The following is a 16,623-nucleotide window of genomic DNA, read 5'->3' on the forward strand; positions in this document are numbered from 1 at the left end:
ATGGCGATCTACTCCCGGACGTTCGCGTCCCTCTCGCCGGCAGGAGGGCTGCAGCAACCCGCGCGAAACCGACCAGGCCAAGGTGTCGTACCGCCGGTCATAACCTGTCCCGGCCGCCAACTTCATCCAGAAGGGGCACTCCCCATCGCCCACCGCCTCCCTCGCTCTCGGGACATCACCGCCGTTGGGTGGTGTCCCATCCAACGGCGGATCAACGATCTCGTTGTGCGTTTCCGATGCGGGCGAGCAGGGTTGAGCGGGGGAGAACTACACCGCTCTGCGGGACATCCATGGACGTCCGTCGGGGGAGGGGTGTGATGGGTTGCAGCTGTGCTGGCGCGTGGATGGTTTCACGTGAAACGGGGGCGTCGGTGGTGCCTGTTAACGGACACGAGGCACTCCGGGTGGATGGACACGGACATCCTGTTCCGAAGACGTCGGTTCTCCAGCCACACCGCCATGTGGCCTTCGGTTCTGCGGAAGCGGGGGAGGCCGGACTGGTGGCAAGGTCGGAGCGGCCGGGGCCTCACGATCGTCTGGGAGTGGTGGGTGTAGGGCAGCGGCCGAGGGTGATCGGTGCCGCAGGATCGCCTTCGTCGGCCCTGCGGCGATGATCGCCTGGGGGTGGCGGGCTTAGGTAGGGCAATGGCCGAAGGCGGTAGATGCCGCAGGACCTCCTCCGTCGGCCCCACGGCATCGGAGTACCCCTGCGACTCACCGAGACCCGAACGGCGTCGACGAGCTCGGCCCAGAAGCACCCTCAACGAGGCCCAGTGCAGACCCCGGTGAGCGAGTCCATGGTCCGTCCACCGGGAATTCTCGTGGTCGCCTACCTGGCTGGAGTCGTCTGGCCATCCGCTTGGCACGTGGTGTCCGGCTACCCAGGAGTTCCTGTAGCCGCTTACAGTGCATCCGACTGGCGACCCGGGGAGGGTTGTTTCACGTGAAACCGTGGGCCGGAGGCTTGTGGAGTGCGTGGGCGGGGGAGGTCACGCGAATGTCAGGGCCGGAGGATCAGGGGAGGACGAGGGACTTGTGGATGTCATCGAGGAAGTCGTCTACATGATTCGGGGTGGTGTCGAAGGCGGTCATCCAGCGGACTGTCCCGGCGGTCTCGTCCCAGTAGTGGAACTGGTAGCGGGTGAGGAGGGCGGCCGCGGCCGGTTTGGGGAGCGTGGCGAAGACGGCGTTCGATTGGACGGGGTAGGCGAGGGTGATGCCGGGGAGGTCGGCTATGCCGTTGGCGAGGCGGGTGGCCATTTCGTTGGCATGGGTTGCGTTGTGGCGCCAGAGGTCGTTCGTGAGGAGGGCCGAGAGTTGGGCTGAGACGAAGCGCATCTTGGAGGCCAACTGGAGGGACTGGCGGCGGAGGAAGGGGATGGCGCGGGCGAGGGAAGAAGAGGAGGAGAGGACTATTACTGCCTCAGCTGCCAGCGCGCCGTTCTTGGTGCCGCCGAAGCTGAAGATGTCTACGCCGACTTCCGTGGTGATGGCACTGAGGGTGGTGTTCAGGTGGGCGGCCGCGTTTGCCAGTCTGGCGCCGTCCATGTGGAGGAGCAAGCCGGCCGCGTGGGCGGTATCAGCGAGGGCGGCGAGTTCTTCGGGGGAGTAGCAGGTGCCGAGTTCGGTTACCTGGGAGATGGAGACCACGCGGGGTTGGGAGTTGTGGTGGCTGCCCAAGGTGTCGAGTCGTGTGGTGATGTCCTGGGGGCGTAGCTTGCCATCGGCTGTGGGGGCCGTCAGGAGCTTCGCGCCCAGCAGTCGTTCTGTCGCGCCTGTTTCGTGGGTGGCGATGTGGGCGGTGTCGGCGCAGATGATGGCGTCGTAGCGGCCGAGCATGGGCGCGAGGCCGACCATGTTCGCGCCGGCTCCGTTCAGGACGGGGAAGCCTTCCGCCCCTGGGCCGAAGACGTCCTTGATGTGGTCCTCGAAGGTTGATGTCCAGCGGTCACCGCCATAGGCGGGTGCGTCCCCGTGGTTCGCCGCAGCCATGGCTTCGAGGATGGTGGGGTGGACGCCTGCGTGATTGTCGCTGGCGAAGCTCTTGGGATAGGTCGAATCGATCGGCACATGCCCAGGCTACTTTCACGACTCACAAGATTCAGAGAGGCGAGAGACGATCGGCAGGGTGGGCCCGGTGATTGGGAGGTGTCCGCTGGCTCGGGTGCTGCGTTGCTAGTTCGCGGTGATCCCCTGCTGGTGTGGTGATGCCTCCTGACGGCGGTGATGCCTCCTGTTGTGGGTGGGAGTCGGGGATGTGGATCGGCAGCGTGAGCTGACGGTGTGGGGTCCAAGCTGTGGATCGGACATCGAGGGCCCACCGGGCGTCGGCCTCACCGCGCGTGGACCCGCTCAAAAGGTGTGGGTCCCGACGAGTGAGGGGCCAAGGGGGTGAGGGGCCAAGGGGGTGAGGGGCCAAGGGGGTGAAGGGCCAAGGGGGTGAAGGGCCAAGGGGGCGAAGGGCCAAGGGGGTGAAGGGCCAAGGGGGCGAAGGGCCAAGGGGGTGAAGGGGTGAAGGGGCCGGGCGTGCGAAGCGGAGCTACGCCCGGTGTTGGGTGTGCGAAGTCGAGGTAGCTCCGACGCGGGGCATGCGACGCCGAGGTGAGTCCGGCACCGGGCCTGCGGGAAGGCCAGATGGGACAGAGGCCGGCCCGGCAAAACACCAGACGGGGCAGAGGCCGGCCCTGCAAAACGGAGGGGGGTCATACCCCAGGGTGGAAGGTGGCGTGAGGTCAGCGCCAGGGGAGAGCGGGAGACGACGCGTAGACGTCAAGCGTGTACGCGGGAGGCGGCGTTCTGGAGGAGGATGCGGCAGAGGTCGCCCAGGTCTTGGCCCGCGGCCTCCGCCGCCATCGGCAGCAGCGACGTCTCCGTCATCCCAGGGGCCACGTTGACCTCCAGGAAGTGGGGCTGGTCTGAGGCGTCGACGATGAGGTCGGTGCGGGAGATGTCCCGCAGGCCCAGGGCGGTGTGGGCCGTCACGGCGGTTTCGGCGCAGGCCGCGGCTGCTTCGGGGGAGAGGCGGGCGGGCGCGAAGAACTCGGTGTGGCCGGCGGTGTAGCGGGCCGCGTAGTCGTAGACGCCCTCGTCCGGGACGATCTCGACGGCGGGCAGAGCGATGGGGCCGTTGCCCAGGTCGACGACGGAGACCGCTACTTCGACGCCCGCCACGTAACGCTCGATCAGCGCCGTGTCGCCGTACGCGAAACAGCCGACCATCGCGGCCGGGAGCTCTTCGGCGGTGCGGACGATCGAGGCGCCCAGGGCGGAGCCGCCACGGGCGGGCTTGACGAACAGGGGGAGGCCGAGATGTGCCACGATGCGGCCCAGGACGACCGTGGCGCCGAGGTCGTGGAAGGTCTCCTTGGGCAGGGTGACCGACTCGGGGGTGCGCAGGCCGACCGAGCGTACGACGCCCTTGGCGGTGGGCTTGTCGAAGGCGACGCGGCAGGCGTCGGGGTCGGCGCCGACATAGGGGACGTTCAGCAGTTCGAGGATGGAACGGATGGCGCCGTCCTCACCCGCGCCGCCGTGCAGCGTGACGAAGACCGCGTCCGGTGGGTCGGCCAGGATGGACGGCACAAGGGACGCGTCAGTGTCGCGGGCCTCCACGTCGATGCCCGCCGCCCGCAGCACCTCACTTACCCGGCGACCGGAGCGCAGGGACACCTCTCGTTCATAGGAGAGGCCCCCGGCCAGCACGAGCACGTGGCCCAGATCGCTCATTTGTTCTCCTCCGCTGATCGCACGCTGTCCAACCGTACCGGGGCTGGGGTGGAATGGTGTACGGCAGGCGCTTTCTACCGTGCGGGCCATGACCAACGGAATGCATAGATATGCACTGCGAGGGAAGAGCCGGCGTCTCAAGCGAGACGCCGGCAGGCGAGAAGAGGATCAGGCGAAAAGAGGGTCAGGCTAGGTCAGGCCCGGGCGTGTCCACGCCCGCATGCCCCCGGGCCGACCCCGTCCCGAACGTGTCCCGCAGCTGGATCTCCTGCTCGATCACCCCAGCCAACCGCCGAACCCCTTCCCGAATCCGGTCCGGCTCAGGGAAGCAGTAGGACAGCCGCATCTGCCGAGCCCCGCTCCCATCGGAGAAGAACCCGGTCCCCGGCACGAACGCCACCCGCTCCGCCACCGCTCGCGGCAGGATGGCCTTCGAGTCCAGGCCCTCCGGCAGCGTCGCCCACACGAAGAAGCCCCCGGCCGGTCGTGTCCAGGTGACCTCGGGGGGCATGAGCGCCGAGAGCGCGTCGAGCAGCGTGTCACGTCGCTCGCGATAGAGCTCCCTGAACGTTTTGATCTGCTCCTGCCACGGCTGCGTGGCGAGGTACTGGCCCACGGCCAGCTGGGTGAAGGACGAGTGCGACAGTACGGCCGACTCCATGGCCAGCACGAGCTTGTCGCGGACGGCGTGCGGCGCCAGCGCCCAGCCGACCCGGAATCCAGGGGCGAGCGTCTTGGAGAACGACCCGAGATAGACCACGCCGTCGGGATTGTCCGCCCGCAGCGCGCGCATGGGCTCGCCGTCGAAGCCGAGCAGCCCGTACGGGTTGTCCTCGATGATCAGGACACCGGCCCGCTGGCAGATGTCGAGCACCTGCTGCCGCCGCGCCAGGTTCAGGGTGACACCGGCGGGGTTGTGGAAGGTCGGGATCGTGTAGAGGAACTTGATCGGGGCGCCCGCGGTCTCCAGCGCGTAGATGGTCTGCGCGAGAGACTCGGGAATGATGCCCTGATCGTCCATGGCGATATGCACCACTTTGGCCTGGTATGCGGCGAAAGTGCCGAGGGCGCCCACGTACGACGGACCTTCGGCCAGCACCACGTCACCCGGGTCGATGAAGATCCGGGTGACCAGGTCAAGCGCTTGCTGCGAACCTACGGTGACGACCACGTCGTTCGCCCCGGCCTGAATCCCCTCCAGCCGCATCACGTCGCAGATCTGCTCGCGCAGGTGCGGATCGCCCTGGCCGGAGCCGTACTGCAGCGCGACGGGACCGCGCCTGGTGACCAGATCGGACACCAGCTCGCCGACCATGTCGAGGGGGAGGGCCGTGACGTACGGCATGCCGCCGGCGAGCGAGACCACCTCGGGCCTCGACGCGACGGCGAAAAGAGCTCGGATCTCGGAGGCGACCATCCCGGTAGCTCGCGCGGCGTACCGATCGACGTAGGCATCGATGCGCGACCCTTGGGTCGCGGGCGTCTGACCGTGATCCAGCTCTCCTGTCACGGTCCACCTCCTTGGTGTCATTTGTCGCTGAACTACCAGATTACGGCAGTCGGACATGTCGGCTGTGACCGGGCTCGACCGTCGTGGTACCCGATGGCGGGACGTCACTGGGCTACGATGCCAGCTGGGGACGCGTTTTTCGCGCGCTTTTCCGGGTCAACGATTGGGGCCGTAGTTGTCGCGTCGGCTGGTCAACATAACCCTGGACAATCTGGATGATCTGCCGCGCCGCTGTCGGCGGTGCGTCTTTTGGGAGCTCGACCCGGTCAGCGGGGAGCGCGCGATCGACTCCGGTGGTCCAGAGCTGGAGAAAGAGGCATGGATCTCCGGCACGCTGCTCGAATGGGGCAGCTGCGGCAAGATCGTGTACGTCGACGGGGTGCCCGCCGGATTCGTCATCTACAGCCCGCCGCTCTACAGCCCCCGCTCGGTGGCCTTCCCCACCTCGCCGGTCAGCGCCGACGCGGTGCTGCTGATGACCGCGCACATCATTCCGGAGTTCTCGGGCGGCGGCCTGGGCCGGATGCTGATCCAGGGCGTGGCCAAGGACCTGACGCGACGGGGCGTGAAAGCCATCGAGGCGTTCGGCGACCTCAAGTGGGAGGAGCCGAGCTGCGTGGTCCCGGCCGACTATCTGCTTTCCGTGGGCTTCAAGACGGTACGCCCGCATCTGCGCTTCCCCCGGCTCCGGCTGGAGCTGAAGACGGCCGTCTCGTGGCGCGAGGACGTCGAGGTGGCCCTGGAGCGCCTACTTGGCTCCATGAGCCCGGAACGCGCCCTTCGTCCCGTCTGACGCCGTCTCAAGGACGCCAAAGGCGAACAGGCAGAAGCCCCCTGAGCGAACCATCGCCAGGGGGCTTCCAACTGAAACGCTGCGGGCGTCGTCAGATGATGCCCTCGAGCTCGCGCAGCAGCATGGCCTTCGGCTTGGCGCCGATGATCTGCTTCACGACCTCTCCACCCTTATAGACGTTCAGGGTGGGGATCTGGAGCACACCGTAGTCGCGCGGGACATCCGGGTTCTCGTCGATGTTGAGCTTGACGATCTCCAGCTTGTCGCCGTGCTCCTTGGCGATCTCCTCGAGGATGGGCGATACCTGACGGCATGGGCCGCACCACTCGGCCCAGAAGTCAACGAGCACGGGCTTGTCGCTCTTGAGGACCTCAGCCTCGAAGGTGGCGTCGGTTACTGCCTTCACGGTGCGCTCCTTAGTTTTCGTTCGAGGCCAGCCAGCGCTCGGAGTCGAGTGACGCCGAGCAGCCGGTGCCGGCCGCGGTGATGGCCTGCCGGTAGATGTGGTCGACGACGTCGCCCGCGGCGAAGACGCCGTCGATGTTGGTCGCCGTGCTGGGCGCCTCGACCTTGACGTAGCCGTCGTCGTCGAGGTCGATCTGGCCCTTGACCAGGTCGCTGCGCGGGTCGTGGCCGATCGCCAGGAACAGCGCGTCGGTGGCCAGCTCGCATTCCTCACCGGTCTTGAGGTTGCGCAGCTTGACGGCCTCGACCTTGTCGGTGCCGAGGACGTCGACGACCTCGCTGTCCCAGATGAAGCGGATCTTGTCGTTCGCGAACGCCCGCTCCTGCATGATCTTGCTGGCGCGCAGTTCGTCACGGCGGTGCACGACAGTGACCATGCGGCCGAAGCGGGTCAGGAACGTGGCCTCCTCCATCGCGGTGTCACCACCGCCGACGACCACGATGTCCTTGTTGCGGAAGAAGAAGCCGTCACAGGTGGCACACCAGGAGACGCCCCGCCCGGACAGGCGCTTCTCGTTGGGCAGGCCCAGCTCGCGGTAGCCGGAGCCCATCGCCAGGATGACCGACTTGGCGTAGTAGGTCTCGCTGTGGGTCTTGATCACCTTGGGGTTGGCCTCAAGGTCCACTTCGAGTACGTCGTCCGCGACCAGCTCGGCGCCGAACCGCTCGGCCTGCTTACGCAGGTTGTCCATCAGATCGGGGCCCATGATGCCGTCGGGGAAACCGGGGAAGTTCTCGACATCGGTGGTGTTCATCAGCGCGCCGCCCGCCGTCACCGAGCCCTCGAAGACCAGCGGCTTGAGCTCGGCGCGCGCGGAGTAGACGGCCGCCGTGTATCCAGCGGGGCCGGATCCAATGATGATCACGTTACGCACGTCGCTCAACGCTCTCACGCCTTCCTAGTCTGCTCTTGCCTGTCGCCTCAACAGATCCTAGGCCGCCGTGATTCCCGGCCCCGTCCTCAACGCACGCCCAAAGCGAAAGAGCCCGCCGAAGCGGGCTCTGACGTGGGCAATTAAGGGATCACCGAACTACCAGCGCCCCACCATGGGCTTACGCAGGCTCTTGCAGTTGAACGGATCGACGATGTCGACGCGGAGCGTCTTGGCCGCCTTGTTCTTCCAGGAGGTCATGATGATGGCCTCCGACCCGTTGAACTGGCCCTGGTCGACCGCGAACACCTTGAGCTTCGTACGGTTGGACACCCGGCTGACGCACTTGTCGACCACGTCGATATCCGAGGAACCGCCAACCGCTATGGGCGCGGGCCCGAAGATGCCTTCGAGCGGCTGCCGCAGCTCCTGTTCGCTGTAGTTGTGCCCGCTGTCGGTCAGCGCGTACGCCCTGGCCCGCACATCGGCCTTGGGCGGCGGCGACGACGCCTGACCGGTCTGCAGCTGATGCCCACTGGCGATGGTGCCTCCACCACCACCACCCGCGAGCAGGTTGGTGGAGAGCACCGCGGTGCCCACCACAGCCGCCGCGGCAGCAGCGGCGACCGCGGGCATCGCCCATCGGCGCCGTCGTGCGGCCGTGTGCTTGGCAGGGACGATGGTGCCGTCGTCGGAGACCACCCCGAGGCGTACCGGCTCCGGCTCCCGCGGGGATTGCTCCCACGGGGAGTCCCGCATGAGCTCATCCCAGTTGGGGGGTTCCGCCAGTCCGACACCACCCCCGCGCGCGGATCCCGCCTCGGCGGCCAGCGCCTTGTCGATGCGCAGTGCGACTCCCATCGGCATGGCCGGTGTCGGAGTCGCCGCGAGCACCTCGCGAACCGCTGCCAGGTCGGCCAGTAGCTCCCCACAGGGGTCGCATACCGCGAGATGCTCGCGGACCTGGCGGGCCGTGCCAGCGTCTAGGAGACCCTCGGCCAACTCGGCCAGGATTTCCAGATCGTAGTGCGTATCACCCGTCACGAAGTTCTGCTCCCTTCGCGGATGAGACGCGACTGAGGTCCGATCGGTTCCGCAGATGCGAAAGAATTGGGGCAAGTTTCGCGCGCCCCCGCGCGCACCGGCTCTTCACCGTCCCGCTGGGCACTTGAAGCACCTGAGCTGCGTCTTCGACCGAATAGCCCATCATGTCGACGAGCACCAGCGCGGCGCGCTGGTCGGTCGGAAGCAGTTTCAGCGCGGCCGAAACCTCCATCGAAACCTCACGCTCACCCGTCTGGTCGGGCATCGGCGTGTCACGCTCGGCGGCCTCGATGAGCTCGTCATCGGCCACCGGTCTGACGGACTTGCGGCGCATCCGGTCGAGGCAGGCGTTCACCACGATCCGGTGCAGCCAGGTCGTGACCGCGGCCTCGCCGCGGAACGTGCTCGCCTTCCGGTAGGCGGAGACGAAGGCGTCCTGCACCGCGTCGGCCGCTTCGTCGGGATCGCCCAGCGTGCGCAGGGCCACGGCCCACATGCGGTCACGGTGTCTCTTGACGATCTCGCTGAAGGCGTGAGGATCCCCGTTGATGTGCGCGGTCAGCAGCTCGGCGTCGGTGACGGCGGGCCGCTCCGCGGAGGAGGGTGGCTCGGGTGGGGAGTTCACAAGAGGGATTCCTGGGTTATGCCGATCCGGGAGAATGCACCACTACTTCATAGATGGTGCCATGAAACTTGCCCGCATCTGCCGGAAGACGGGTAAACCAGATCAAAACGTACCTGCCGCTTGCGGCTTGATCAGGCTTCAAGGTGATCTTTCCGGACCCGTTCTTCTCCTTGGCGACGGTCTTCAGCGAGCCCAGCTCGGGCGAATCGCCGACCTTCAGCTCGACGCTCGCGCCCGATGCATCGGCCAGCGTAGCCACCACGTCGCCGATGGGCATGCTCTTGCCCATATCGAGCAGCAATCCCACCCCGGCCTTGAGGTTGCCCAGGTCGGCGCTGTTGTAGTTCTCCGTTTTCCAGAGCGTGCTGGGCTTGCCGTCGATGGCGAGCGGCGCCATCTCGTTCTTCTCATCCCGGTCGGCGAGCGGATCGAAGCCGGTCGCCTTCTCCGGCTTCACGACGACCATCGGCTGCGCCGACGCGGAGGCCGAGGTGCTCGGGGAGGTCTCCGCCTGCGGGGAGTTCGGACTGCCCAGGCTGCGGCCGATCGTCCAGGCCCCGACGCCGACCGCGGCGATGACGAGCAGCACCACGACGGTCATCAGCACCCGGTTGAGCATGCTGCCGCCGCTGGGAGCGCGGGGCGGCATGGGCCTGGGCTGCGTCGGTAGCGGCGGGCGCGGCGGGCGCCGCTCGGTCTCGATGCCCTCGGAGTGCGAGAGCGACTGCACCGCCGGCGTCTGGGGATAGGCGATCGGGATCGGCATGGGCCGGGCCACGTTGGCGAGCGCGTCGGCGATCTCGGACGGGCTGGACAGGGCGGCCTGCCCCTTGCGGGACTCGGGCAGGCAGGACCTGATGGTGACCGCGTCGAGATATCCGGGCACTCCGGCGGTCACCTGGCGGGGTGTGCAGAAGTGCCCGTCGATCATCGGCGCCGTGGGCAGGCCGCCCTCTTCCTCGTCGCCCGGCCAGTGGCCGGACAGCCCCGCGTACAGCAGGCGGCCCAGCCCTTCGGCGTCGTCGAGGGCGGGCTGGTCGGTGGTGAGGCCGGACAGGGCGGCGTCGACCGCGACGCCGAGCACCTTGACCGTGTTGCCGGTCGTCCACACCAGGTGCGCGGGGCGCAGGCACAAATGGTAGAGGTCGGCCTCATGCGCGTGGGTCAGCGCCTCGGCCGCCTCGGCGACCAGGCCGGCGGCTCGCTCCGGCTCCAGCGGGCCGGCCGCGAGCAGGTCGGACAGGGTGTCGCCGGTGACCCACTCGCTGACCACGTACGAATGATCGTCGTGCTCGGCGGCGTCGAACACCTGCGTCAGGCGCGGATCGGTGAGTCTGCTGGCGGCGCGGGCGGCCGTGACCACCTCGTGGACGCGGGGAAAGTCAGGGGAGAAGGTGTGGACCGCGACGGGGCGGGCGAGGATCTCGTCGATGGCCTTCCACAGGGTGGCTCCATCGGACTCGGTCACCCGGTCCTCCAGCCGGAAGCGTTCGGCGAGACGGGTGCCGGGTTCGACCGACGACGTGCTCACTGACTGACTCCGCTCGGCCGCTCGGGGGTGCTCATGACTCGACTCACCTGCGTGGGGGTGTACCACGTAGGCACGCTATGCCGGGTGGATCCGCCCACGCCCCTCCTGCTTCCATTCGCGCCGTGTCGGCACCATGCTAGTGCCGCGCCGGTTCCACCCGCGTTCCTTACCTGCCTACCCGCCCGGCAACCATCCCAACGATCGAGTTGATCTCCGGGATGCGCATGCGATGGGCGACTCCCAGATACAACAGCATGCCCAGACCGCCGCCCACGGCCAAGGCGATCACCGAGTTGAGGAAGGTGAGCCCGCCGAACACATCCTGAACCGCCCAGACGGCCACCAGCGCCAGTGCCGCCGCGGGCAGTGCGGACAGGTACATTCTCGTCAGAGCCATCCCGATCTTCCAGCCGCCCAGTCCCTTGACCCGGCGGGCGGCGAGAATCCAGGCGCCGCCGGCCCCGATGGTGTAGGCGACGGCATAGGCGAAGGCCAACCCCATCACCGCGTACCGAGCCGGTAGCAGGACGTTGAAGACTACCATCAGCAGCGCGTTGACCGCCGTCGTCGCCGCGCCGACGTAAACGGGCGTCCGGGTGTCGCCGAAGCTGTAGAAGACCCGCAGCAGCAATTGGAAGATCGAGAACGGCACCAGCGCCAGGCCGTAGACCTGCAGCACGTTGCCGATGTAGACGGCCGCGTCGGCCGAGGTGACGCCGTGGGCGTACAACGGCACGGTGATCGCCGGGCCGAGCACCATCAGCAGCAGCGACACCGGGACCATCACCGAGCTGATCAGCCGCACGCTCGACCCGAACTCAGTGCGGACCTCGCCGAGCTGCCCGGCCTCGACCGCCCGGCTCATCCTGGGCAGCATGGCCGTGATCACCGAGACGCCGATGACGCCGTAGGGCAGCTGGAAGAGCTGAAAGGCCAGCGTGTACGGGCTGATGCCGTGGCCGGGCACCGCGTCGCCCGCCGCGCTGGACAGGTTGGTCGTCAGCATGAAGCCGAGCTGCGTGACCACCACGTAACCGATGGTCCAGATCCCGGCCCGGCCCATCTCGCCGAGCCGCGCGTTGCGCACGTCGAAGCGCGGGACGAAGGAGAACCCGATCCGCTTGAGCGCGACGATCAGCACGGCGGCCTGCGCCACGATGCCCGCCGTGGTGCCCAGGCCGAGCAGCGCGATCTGGCCGTTGGTGACCAGCGCGATGTCGCCGCCTGTCTGGCCGGCCACCACCATGTAGAGCACGAGCACACAGATGACCACGAGGTTGTTGATCACCGGCGCCCACATGGGAGCCGCGTAGCGGTCACGCGTGTTGAGAATGGCCCCGGCCACCGCGCCGACGCCGAAGAAGGCCAGTTGCGGCAGGATGAACCGGGCGAGCAGCACCGCGACCTCGAACTTGCGGCTGCCGGGCAGCCAGTCGGTGGTGTAGAGGTCGATGAGCAGCGGGGCCGCCAGCACGGCGAGCACGGCGACGACCAGCAGCGCGGCCGTGGCCAGCGTCATGAGGCGCTGCTCATAGGCCCGGCCGCCGTCGTAGTCGCGCTGCTGCGCCTTGACGATCATCGGCACCACGACGCTGCTGAGCACGCCGAGCAGCAGCAGGTCGAGAATGCTGTACGGAATCGCGTACGCGGCGTTGTAGGCGTCACCCATGGCCAAGGTGCCGATCGCCGAGGCGAGCACCATCGTCCGCACGAATCCCGTGACCCTGGACACCATCGTGCCCGCCGCCATGATGGCGCTGGCCCGCAACATGCGGCTCATACGGTCTCACTCTCCCGGCTCTTGGCGGCCCGAGCGAGCCGTCGCTGCGATCTGCGCCGAAGCACCCGTGTCACGACCGCGGCGAGCATGACCGCCAGCGCCGCCCCGACGATGACCAGGGCGATCCCCGTGTATCCGGTGGTGCGGATCGTCAGCTTGACCGGCTTGCCGTACGGCAGACCGTTCCTGGTCATCAGCTGGACGCTCACCGTGGCGTCACCGCTGGTCGTCGCGCTCATCGGCACCTGGACGCCGCCGTTCTGATCGTTGAAGATCGTCAGCAGCTTCTTGGACGGCGTGGGGTCGATCTGGAGGACACCGGGGTTGTTGCTCTTTACGTCGATGTAGAGAGCGATCGTCTCACCGATCGAATTCTTCACGCTGATGGGCACCTGGCCGTTGCTCCCGGCCAGCTGGCGCAGCTGGTCGGGGGCGGCCCCGGTGATCGAGATCTTGTTCATCTGGGTTTGGACGGCCCCGTCGACCAGCTTGGTGGCCGCGCGGCCCGCGCGCGTGTTGTTGCGCCAGGACGAGGAGGCCAGCCTGAGTACCGCGGCGTCGAAGTCGGAGTGCGTCTTGGGCTCGGCCGCGATCAGGGCGGTGAGCTGTGCCTTCTCGGCGACTTTCTTGAGCGGGGCGAGGTATTTGGCACTGAGCTCGTCCTTGCGGTCCTGGTCGGTGTAGGTGAGCGCGGCCCTGGGCACGGACGCCTTGCTCGGCTTGAGCGAGTCGAGCTTGGTCAGCGTCAGCCACGGCAGCCGGTTCGCGGTCTTGAGCAGGCTGTTGACCAGCTTCGGGTTCGGGTCCCAGCGGCGCGAGGGCGCGATGACCAGCGACCGGGGATTGGTCTGGCCAGGCTCGGCGGCGATCATCGCGGTCTCGGCGATGAAGCGCTGCTTGCTCAGGAAGATCGAGCCCGGCGCGGTGGAGTCGGGCTCGAAGGTGCGCGTGAGCTCCGCGTCGGCGACCAGCGCGGTGACCGGCCCCTCGACGCTGTCGAGCGTGGTGACGGCGTCGGGTGTGAACGCGACCGGCGGCTGCGGCGGCAGGTTCGTCGAGTTGAGCAGGACCCGGTCGACCTTGGAGACGTTGAGCAGGTCGAGCGCGTCGGGATCGAGCACGCCCGCGACCGGCCAGTTCGTCGTCAGCGACACGTCGCGCTTGAGCAGCTCCGTGGCGACCTGGCCGCCCATCGCGATGGCCGTGGCGGTCTGGCCGTCCAGCCCCTGGTGGGCGAGCGCGGCGACGTCGGGATCGGCGTACGGCGTGGCCACGACCGGGGAGGAGGCCAGCGCGGTGCGCAGCGAGTTGAGCCACTGCGCGGCGTTGGGGTCGGCGGCCTGGTCCTTGCCCTTGAGCCGGTGCTTGCGGGACAGAGCCTGCACGTCGTCGAGGAGCGCGGGGTCCACGAACCAGGTGACGCTCTTGTGCGCCGTGGCGGCGATGCCGGCCAGCTCGGCGAGCCGGCCCTTGCCGGTCAGCTGCGCGCCCAGCTTGTCATCGACGAAGTTGTCGTTCTCGGCGCGATGCGTCTGGTCGATGATGGGCAGCGCGATGGCCAGCCGGTTGCGCGGCAGTTTCTGCGGGGTCGGCGGCGCGTACGTCAGGTAGGTGCGCTGCGAGACGAGCGGCACGTTGAAGCGGGCCACGTCGACCGCGATCGGATAGACGCCGAACGACGGCAGCCCGAGCTGCACGGGTGTCGCCAGGAGCTCGAAGGTCTTGGAGGCACCCGCCTCCAGCGCCGGGATGTCCATGAAGGAGACGCGCGTAGAGACCTGAGAAGGCAGGGTCGCCGTGTTCTGGTCGGTCTGGTAGGCGGACATGGTGGCCCGGTCGGGAAACTTCTGCGCCTGGTAACGCAGCTGGACCCGCAGGCTGGTCATCGCCTCGCCCGTGTCGTTGCGGACCACTCCGGCGATCTTGATCTGCGTGGTCTGGCTCGTCGGCACATCGGGCGTGATGGAGGTGATCGACACGTCCATCGACTGCCTGCTCGCCTTCCCGGCGGCCGTGCCCGGCGTCTTCGTGGCAGCAGTACTCGGCGTCGTCGCGGCCATGGGCGCGAGCAACGCGGCGGACAGTACGGCGAGCAGCGAGACCTTACGGATCACGCGTCCGCCCGAGCTGGAGTACGACGCACGCCCGCAATGGTACGGGCTCAGTGCCGTATCGCGACCGCCTGGCGGGATCCTCTGGGCCTCGGGATCCGCAGGTTCACGCTCTTGCCGGGCAGGAGTGTCAGCAGGTCAAGGGCGCGCATGGAGAGGGCCGTGTGGCGTTCCCCGGTGGCCGTGAAGATCGTGTCGGCATCGGCGCGGAGGCGGTCGTCCACCGCCACGGCCAGGCCCTCGGGCAGCAGCAACGGGCTGACGAGCCCGGCCGCGTAGTCGGTGGCGGAATTGACCAGAAAGTCGGGGGCGAGGCGTACCTGCCGCACGCCGAGCGCGCCGCAGACGGCCCCGGCCTGCGGTGGGTGCGAGACGGCGGAGACGACGGCGACGACGACCTCGCGGCCGATTCTCGTGGCGACCTCGAACACCGTGACCGCCACGCACCGCCCGGGCGCGGCGGAGACCGCCTCGGGCAACTCGTCCACGCAAGTCATGGGGCGCGGAAGGCGTACGATCTCATGATGGACCTGGTGTGCGAGGAGCCAGCGGTGGATCGCGAGGGCGTCCTTCATAGAAGACCTCCTGGCCTGGTTCCATGGCCCCCGACGGTCCCCTGACCGACGGTAACCCCGACTGGATATTGCTCGGGGGATATGTTCCGGAATTAAAGGACCTACCCAGCTTGTCCGACTCAAATCTGACCGAAAGCCAGCAGCGGGCCATGACCGACCTGTTCCGTAAGATCGCTCCGGTGGCCGACGAGCTCGGCCGGTTGTTCGCCGCGCATGGGCACGAGCTGGCCCTCGTCGGCGGCCCGGTGCGCGACATCCTGCTCGGCCGCGTGGGCAACGATCTCGACCTGACCACCGATGCCCGGCCCGAACGGGTTCTGGAAATGGTCCGTGATTGGGCTGATTCGGTCTGGACGATCGGCATCGACTTCGGCACGGTCGGCGTGCGGAAGGGCGGCTCGCTGCTGGAGATCACCACTTACCGCAGCGAGTCGTACGACCCCAAATCCCGCAAGCCGGAGGTCATGTACGGCGAGACGCTGGAGGCCGACCTGGAGCGGCGCGACTTCGCGGTCAACGCGATGGCCGTGCGACTGCCGGGGCACGAGTTCGTCGACCCCTACGGCGGCCTGACCGACCTGTCGGCCAAGCTGCTGCGCACGCCGGGCACGCCCGAGCAGTCCTTCGACGACGACCCGCTGCGCATGCTGCGCGCCGCCAGGTTCGCCTCGCAGCTCGGCTTCACGGTCGACGCCAAGGCCCTCGCGGCGATGACCGACATGGCCGAGCGCATCGAGATCGTCTCGGCCGAGCGCATCCGTGACGAGCTCGACAAGCTGACCTGCGGCACCTACCCCCGCGAGGGCCTGCGCCTGCTGGTCGAGACCGGGCTGGCCGCGCACGTGCTGCCCGAGCTGCCCAAGCTGCGCCTGGAGATCGACGAGCACCACCGGCACAAGGACGTCTATGAGCACACGCTGACCGTCCTCGACCAGGCCATCGCCCAGGAAGACGATGGCAAGCCCGACCGGATCCTGCGCTGGGCCGCGCTGCTGCACGACATCGGCAAGCCCAAGACGCGGCGGCACGAAGCGGGCGGCCGGGTCTCCTTCCATCACCACGAGGTGGTGGGGGCGCAGATGGCCAAGAAGCGCATGACCGAGCTCAAGTTCCCCAAGGACGTGGTGGCCGACGTGTCGCAGCTGGTGGAGCTGCACCTGCGCTTCCACGGCTATGGCACGGGCGAGTGGACCGACAGCGCGGTGCGCCGCTACGTGCGCGACGCCGGTCACCTGCTCGACCGGCTCCACAAGCTGACCAGGGCCGACTGCACGACGCGCAACAAGCGCAAGGCGGCCACGCTGTCTCGTACGTACGACCAGCTAGAGGAGCGCATCGCCCGGCTGGCCGACGAGGAGGAGCTGGCCAAGATCCGCCCGGAGCTCGACGGCAACGAGATTCAGCGGATCCTCGGCGTCGGTCCCGGCCCGATCGTCGGGCGGGCGTACAAATTCCTGCTGGAGCTCCGCCTGGACAAGGGGATGGTCGGCAAGGAAACGGCCACCGAGGCGCTGCTGGAATGGGCGCGGGAGAGCGGTGCGTCACCGGCCGGCGACACGGCGCCGGCTTGATCTCAGCTGGGGGCCGTGGG

The 16,623-nt window shown here is 68.1% G+C and carries 13 protein-coding genes; 2 read left to right on the top strand and 11 right to left on the bottom strand.

The features are described from left to right. Positions 1-1,014 precede the first annotated feature (1,014 nt). The 3 genes from AB0J16_RS03810 to AB0J16_RS03820 all read right to left on the bottom strand — a co-directional run bounded on the left by AB0J16_RS03810 (position 1,015) and on the right by AB0J16_RS03820 (position 5,143). Positions 1,015-2,070 (bottom strand): aminotransferase class V-fold PLP-dependent enzyme, encoded by a 1,056-nt coding sequence (locus AB0J16_RS03810; RefSeq protein ID WP_358534354.1) that lies wholly within the window; start codon positions 2,068-2,070, stop codon positions 1,015-1,017. Between the two features lie 699 nt (positions 2,071-2,769). Beyond that, positions 2,770-3,726: a D-alanine--D-alanine ligase gene (locus tag AB0J16_RS03815; RefSeq protein WP_358534356.1), complete on the bottom strand. Its 957-nt coding sequence runs from the start codon at positions 3,724-3,726 to the stop codon at positions 2,770-2,772. Positions 3,727-3,910: 184 nt separating this feature from the next. Then, positions 3,911-5,143 (bottom strand): PLP-dependent aminotransferase family protein, encoded by a 1,233-nt coding sequence (locus AB0J16_RS03820; protein ID WP_357939724.1) that lies wholly within the window; start codon positions 5,141-5,143, stop codon positions 3,911-3,913. A 268-nt stretch (positions 5,144-5,411) separates the two neighbouring features. On the opposite strand from AB0J16_RS03820, the gene AB0J16_RS03825 reads away from it, so the two are divergent. Further along, positions 5,412-6,029 carry a GNAT family N-acetyltransferase gene (locus tag AB0J16_RS03825; protein ID WP_358534358.1) on the top strand — a complete coding sequence of 206 codons (618 nt, stop codon included), beginning with the start codon at positions 5,412-5,414 and terminating at the stop codon, positions 6,027-6,029. Between the two features lie 91 nt (positions 6,030-6,120). On the opposite strand, the gene trxA is transcribed toward AB0J16_RS03825, so the two are convergent. The 8 genes from trxA to AB0J16_RS03865 all read right to left on the bottom strand — a co-directional run bounded on the left by trxA (position 6,121) and on the right by AB0J16_RS03865 (position 15,032). After that, positions 6,121-6,435, bottom strand: a complete 315-nt coding sequence (gene trxA / locus AB0J16_RS03830; protein ID WP_225300927.1) for a thioredoxin — start codon at positions 6,433-6,435, stop codon at positions 6,121-6,123. Between the two features lie 10 nt (positions 6,436-6,445). Continuing rightward, entirely contained in the window at positions 6,446-7,378 is a 933-nt protein-coding gene (trxB, locus tag AB0J16_RS03835; RefSeq protein ID WP_358534828.1) for a thioredoxin-disulfide reductase, read from the bottom strand. Between the two features lie 147 nt (positions 7,379-7,525). Beyond that, positions 7,526-8,410, bottom strand: coding sequence for a zf-HC2 domain-containing protein (locus tag AB0J16_RS03840; RefSeq protein ID WP_358534360.1), 885 nt, complete (start codon positions 8,408-8,410; stop codon positions 7,526-7,528). Further along, positions 8,400-9,035, bottom strand: coding sequence for an RNA polymerase sigma factor SigM (gene sigM / locus AB0J16_RS03845; RefSeq protein ID WP_358534362.1), 636 nt, complete (start codon positions 9,033-9,035; stop codon positions 8,400-8,402). The genes AB0J16_RS03840 and sigM overlap by 11 nt, the downstream gene beginning before the upstream one ends. A 16-nt stretch (positions 9,036-9,051) precedes the next feature. Continuing rightward, positions 9,052-10,566 (bottom strand): protein kinase family protein, encoded by a 1,515-nt coding sequence (locus AB0J16_RS03850; protein ID WP_358534364.1) that lies wholly within the window; start codon positions 10,564-10,566, stop codon positions 9,052-9,054. A 166-nt stretch (positions 10,567-10,732) separates the two neighbouring features. Beyond that, positions 10,733-12,346 carry a murein biosynthesis integral membrane protein MurJ gene (gene murJ / locus AB0J16_RS03855; protein ID WP_358534366.1) on the bottom strand — a complete coding sequence of 538 codons (1,614 nt, stop codon included), beginning with the start codon at positions 12,344-12,346 and terminating at the stop codon, positions 10,733-10,735. Continuing rightward, entirely contained in the window at positions 12,343-14,460 is a 2,118-nt protein-coding gene (locus AB0J16_RS03860) for a DUF6049 family protein (RefSeq protein ID WP_358534368.1), read from the bottom strand. The genes murJ and AB0J16_RS03860 overlap by 4 nt, the downstream gene beginning before the upstream one ends. Before the next feature lie 47 nt (positions 14,461-14,507). Continuing rightward, positions 14,508-15,032, bottom strand: a complete 525-nt coding sequence (locus AB0J16_RS03865; protein WP_358534370.1) for a YbaK/EbsC family protein — start codon at positions 15,030-15,032, stop codon at positions 14,508-14,510. Positions 15,033-15,181: 149 nt separating this feature from the next. Here AB0J16_RS03865 and AB0J16_RS03870 point away from each other — a divergent pair, with 149 nt between their 5' ends. Further along, positions 15,182-16,603, top strand: coding sequence for a CCA tRNA nucleotidyltransferase (locus tag AB0J16_RS03870; RefSeq protein ID WP_358534830.1), 1,422 nt, complete (start codon positions 15,182-15,184; stop codon positions 16,601-16,603). The last annotated feature ends 20 nt before the right edge of the window (positions 16,604-16,623 follow it).

It is taken from the genome of Nonomuraea sp. NPDC049750, from assembly GCF_040659625.1.
Classification (GTDB): domain Bacteria; phylum Actinomycetota; class Actinomycetes; order Streptosporangiales; family Streptosporangiaceae; genus Nonomuraea.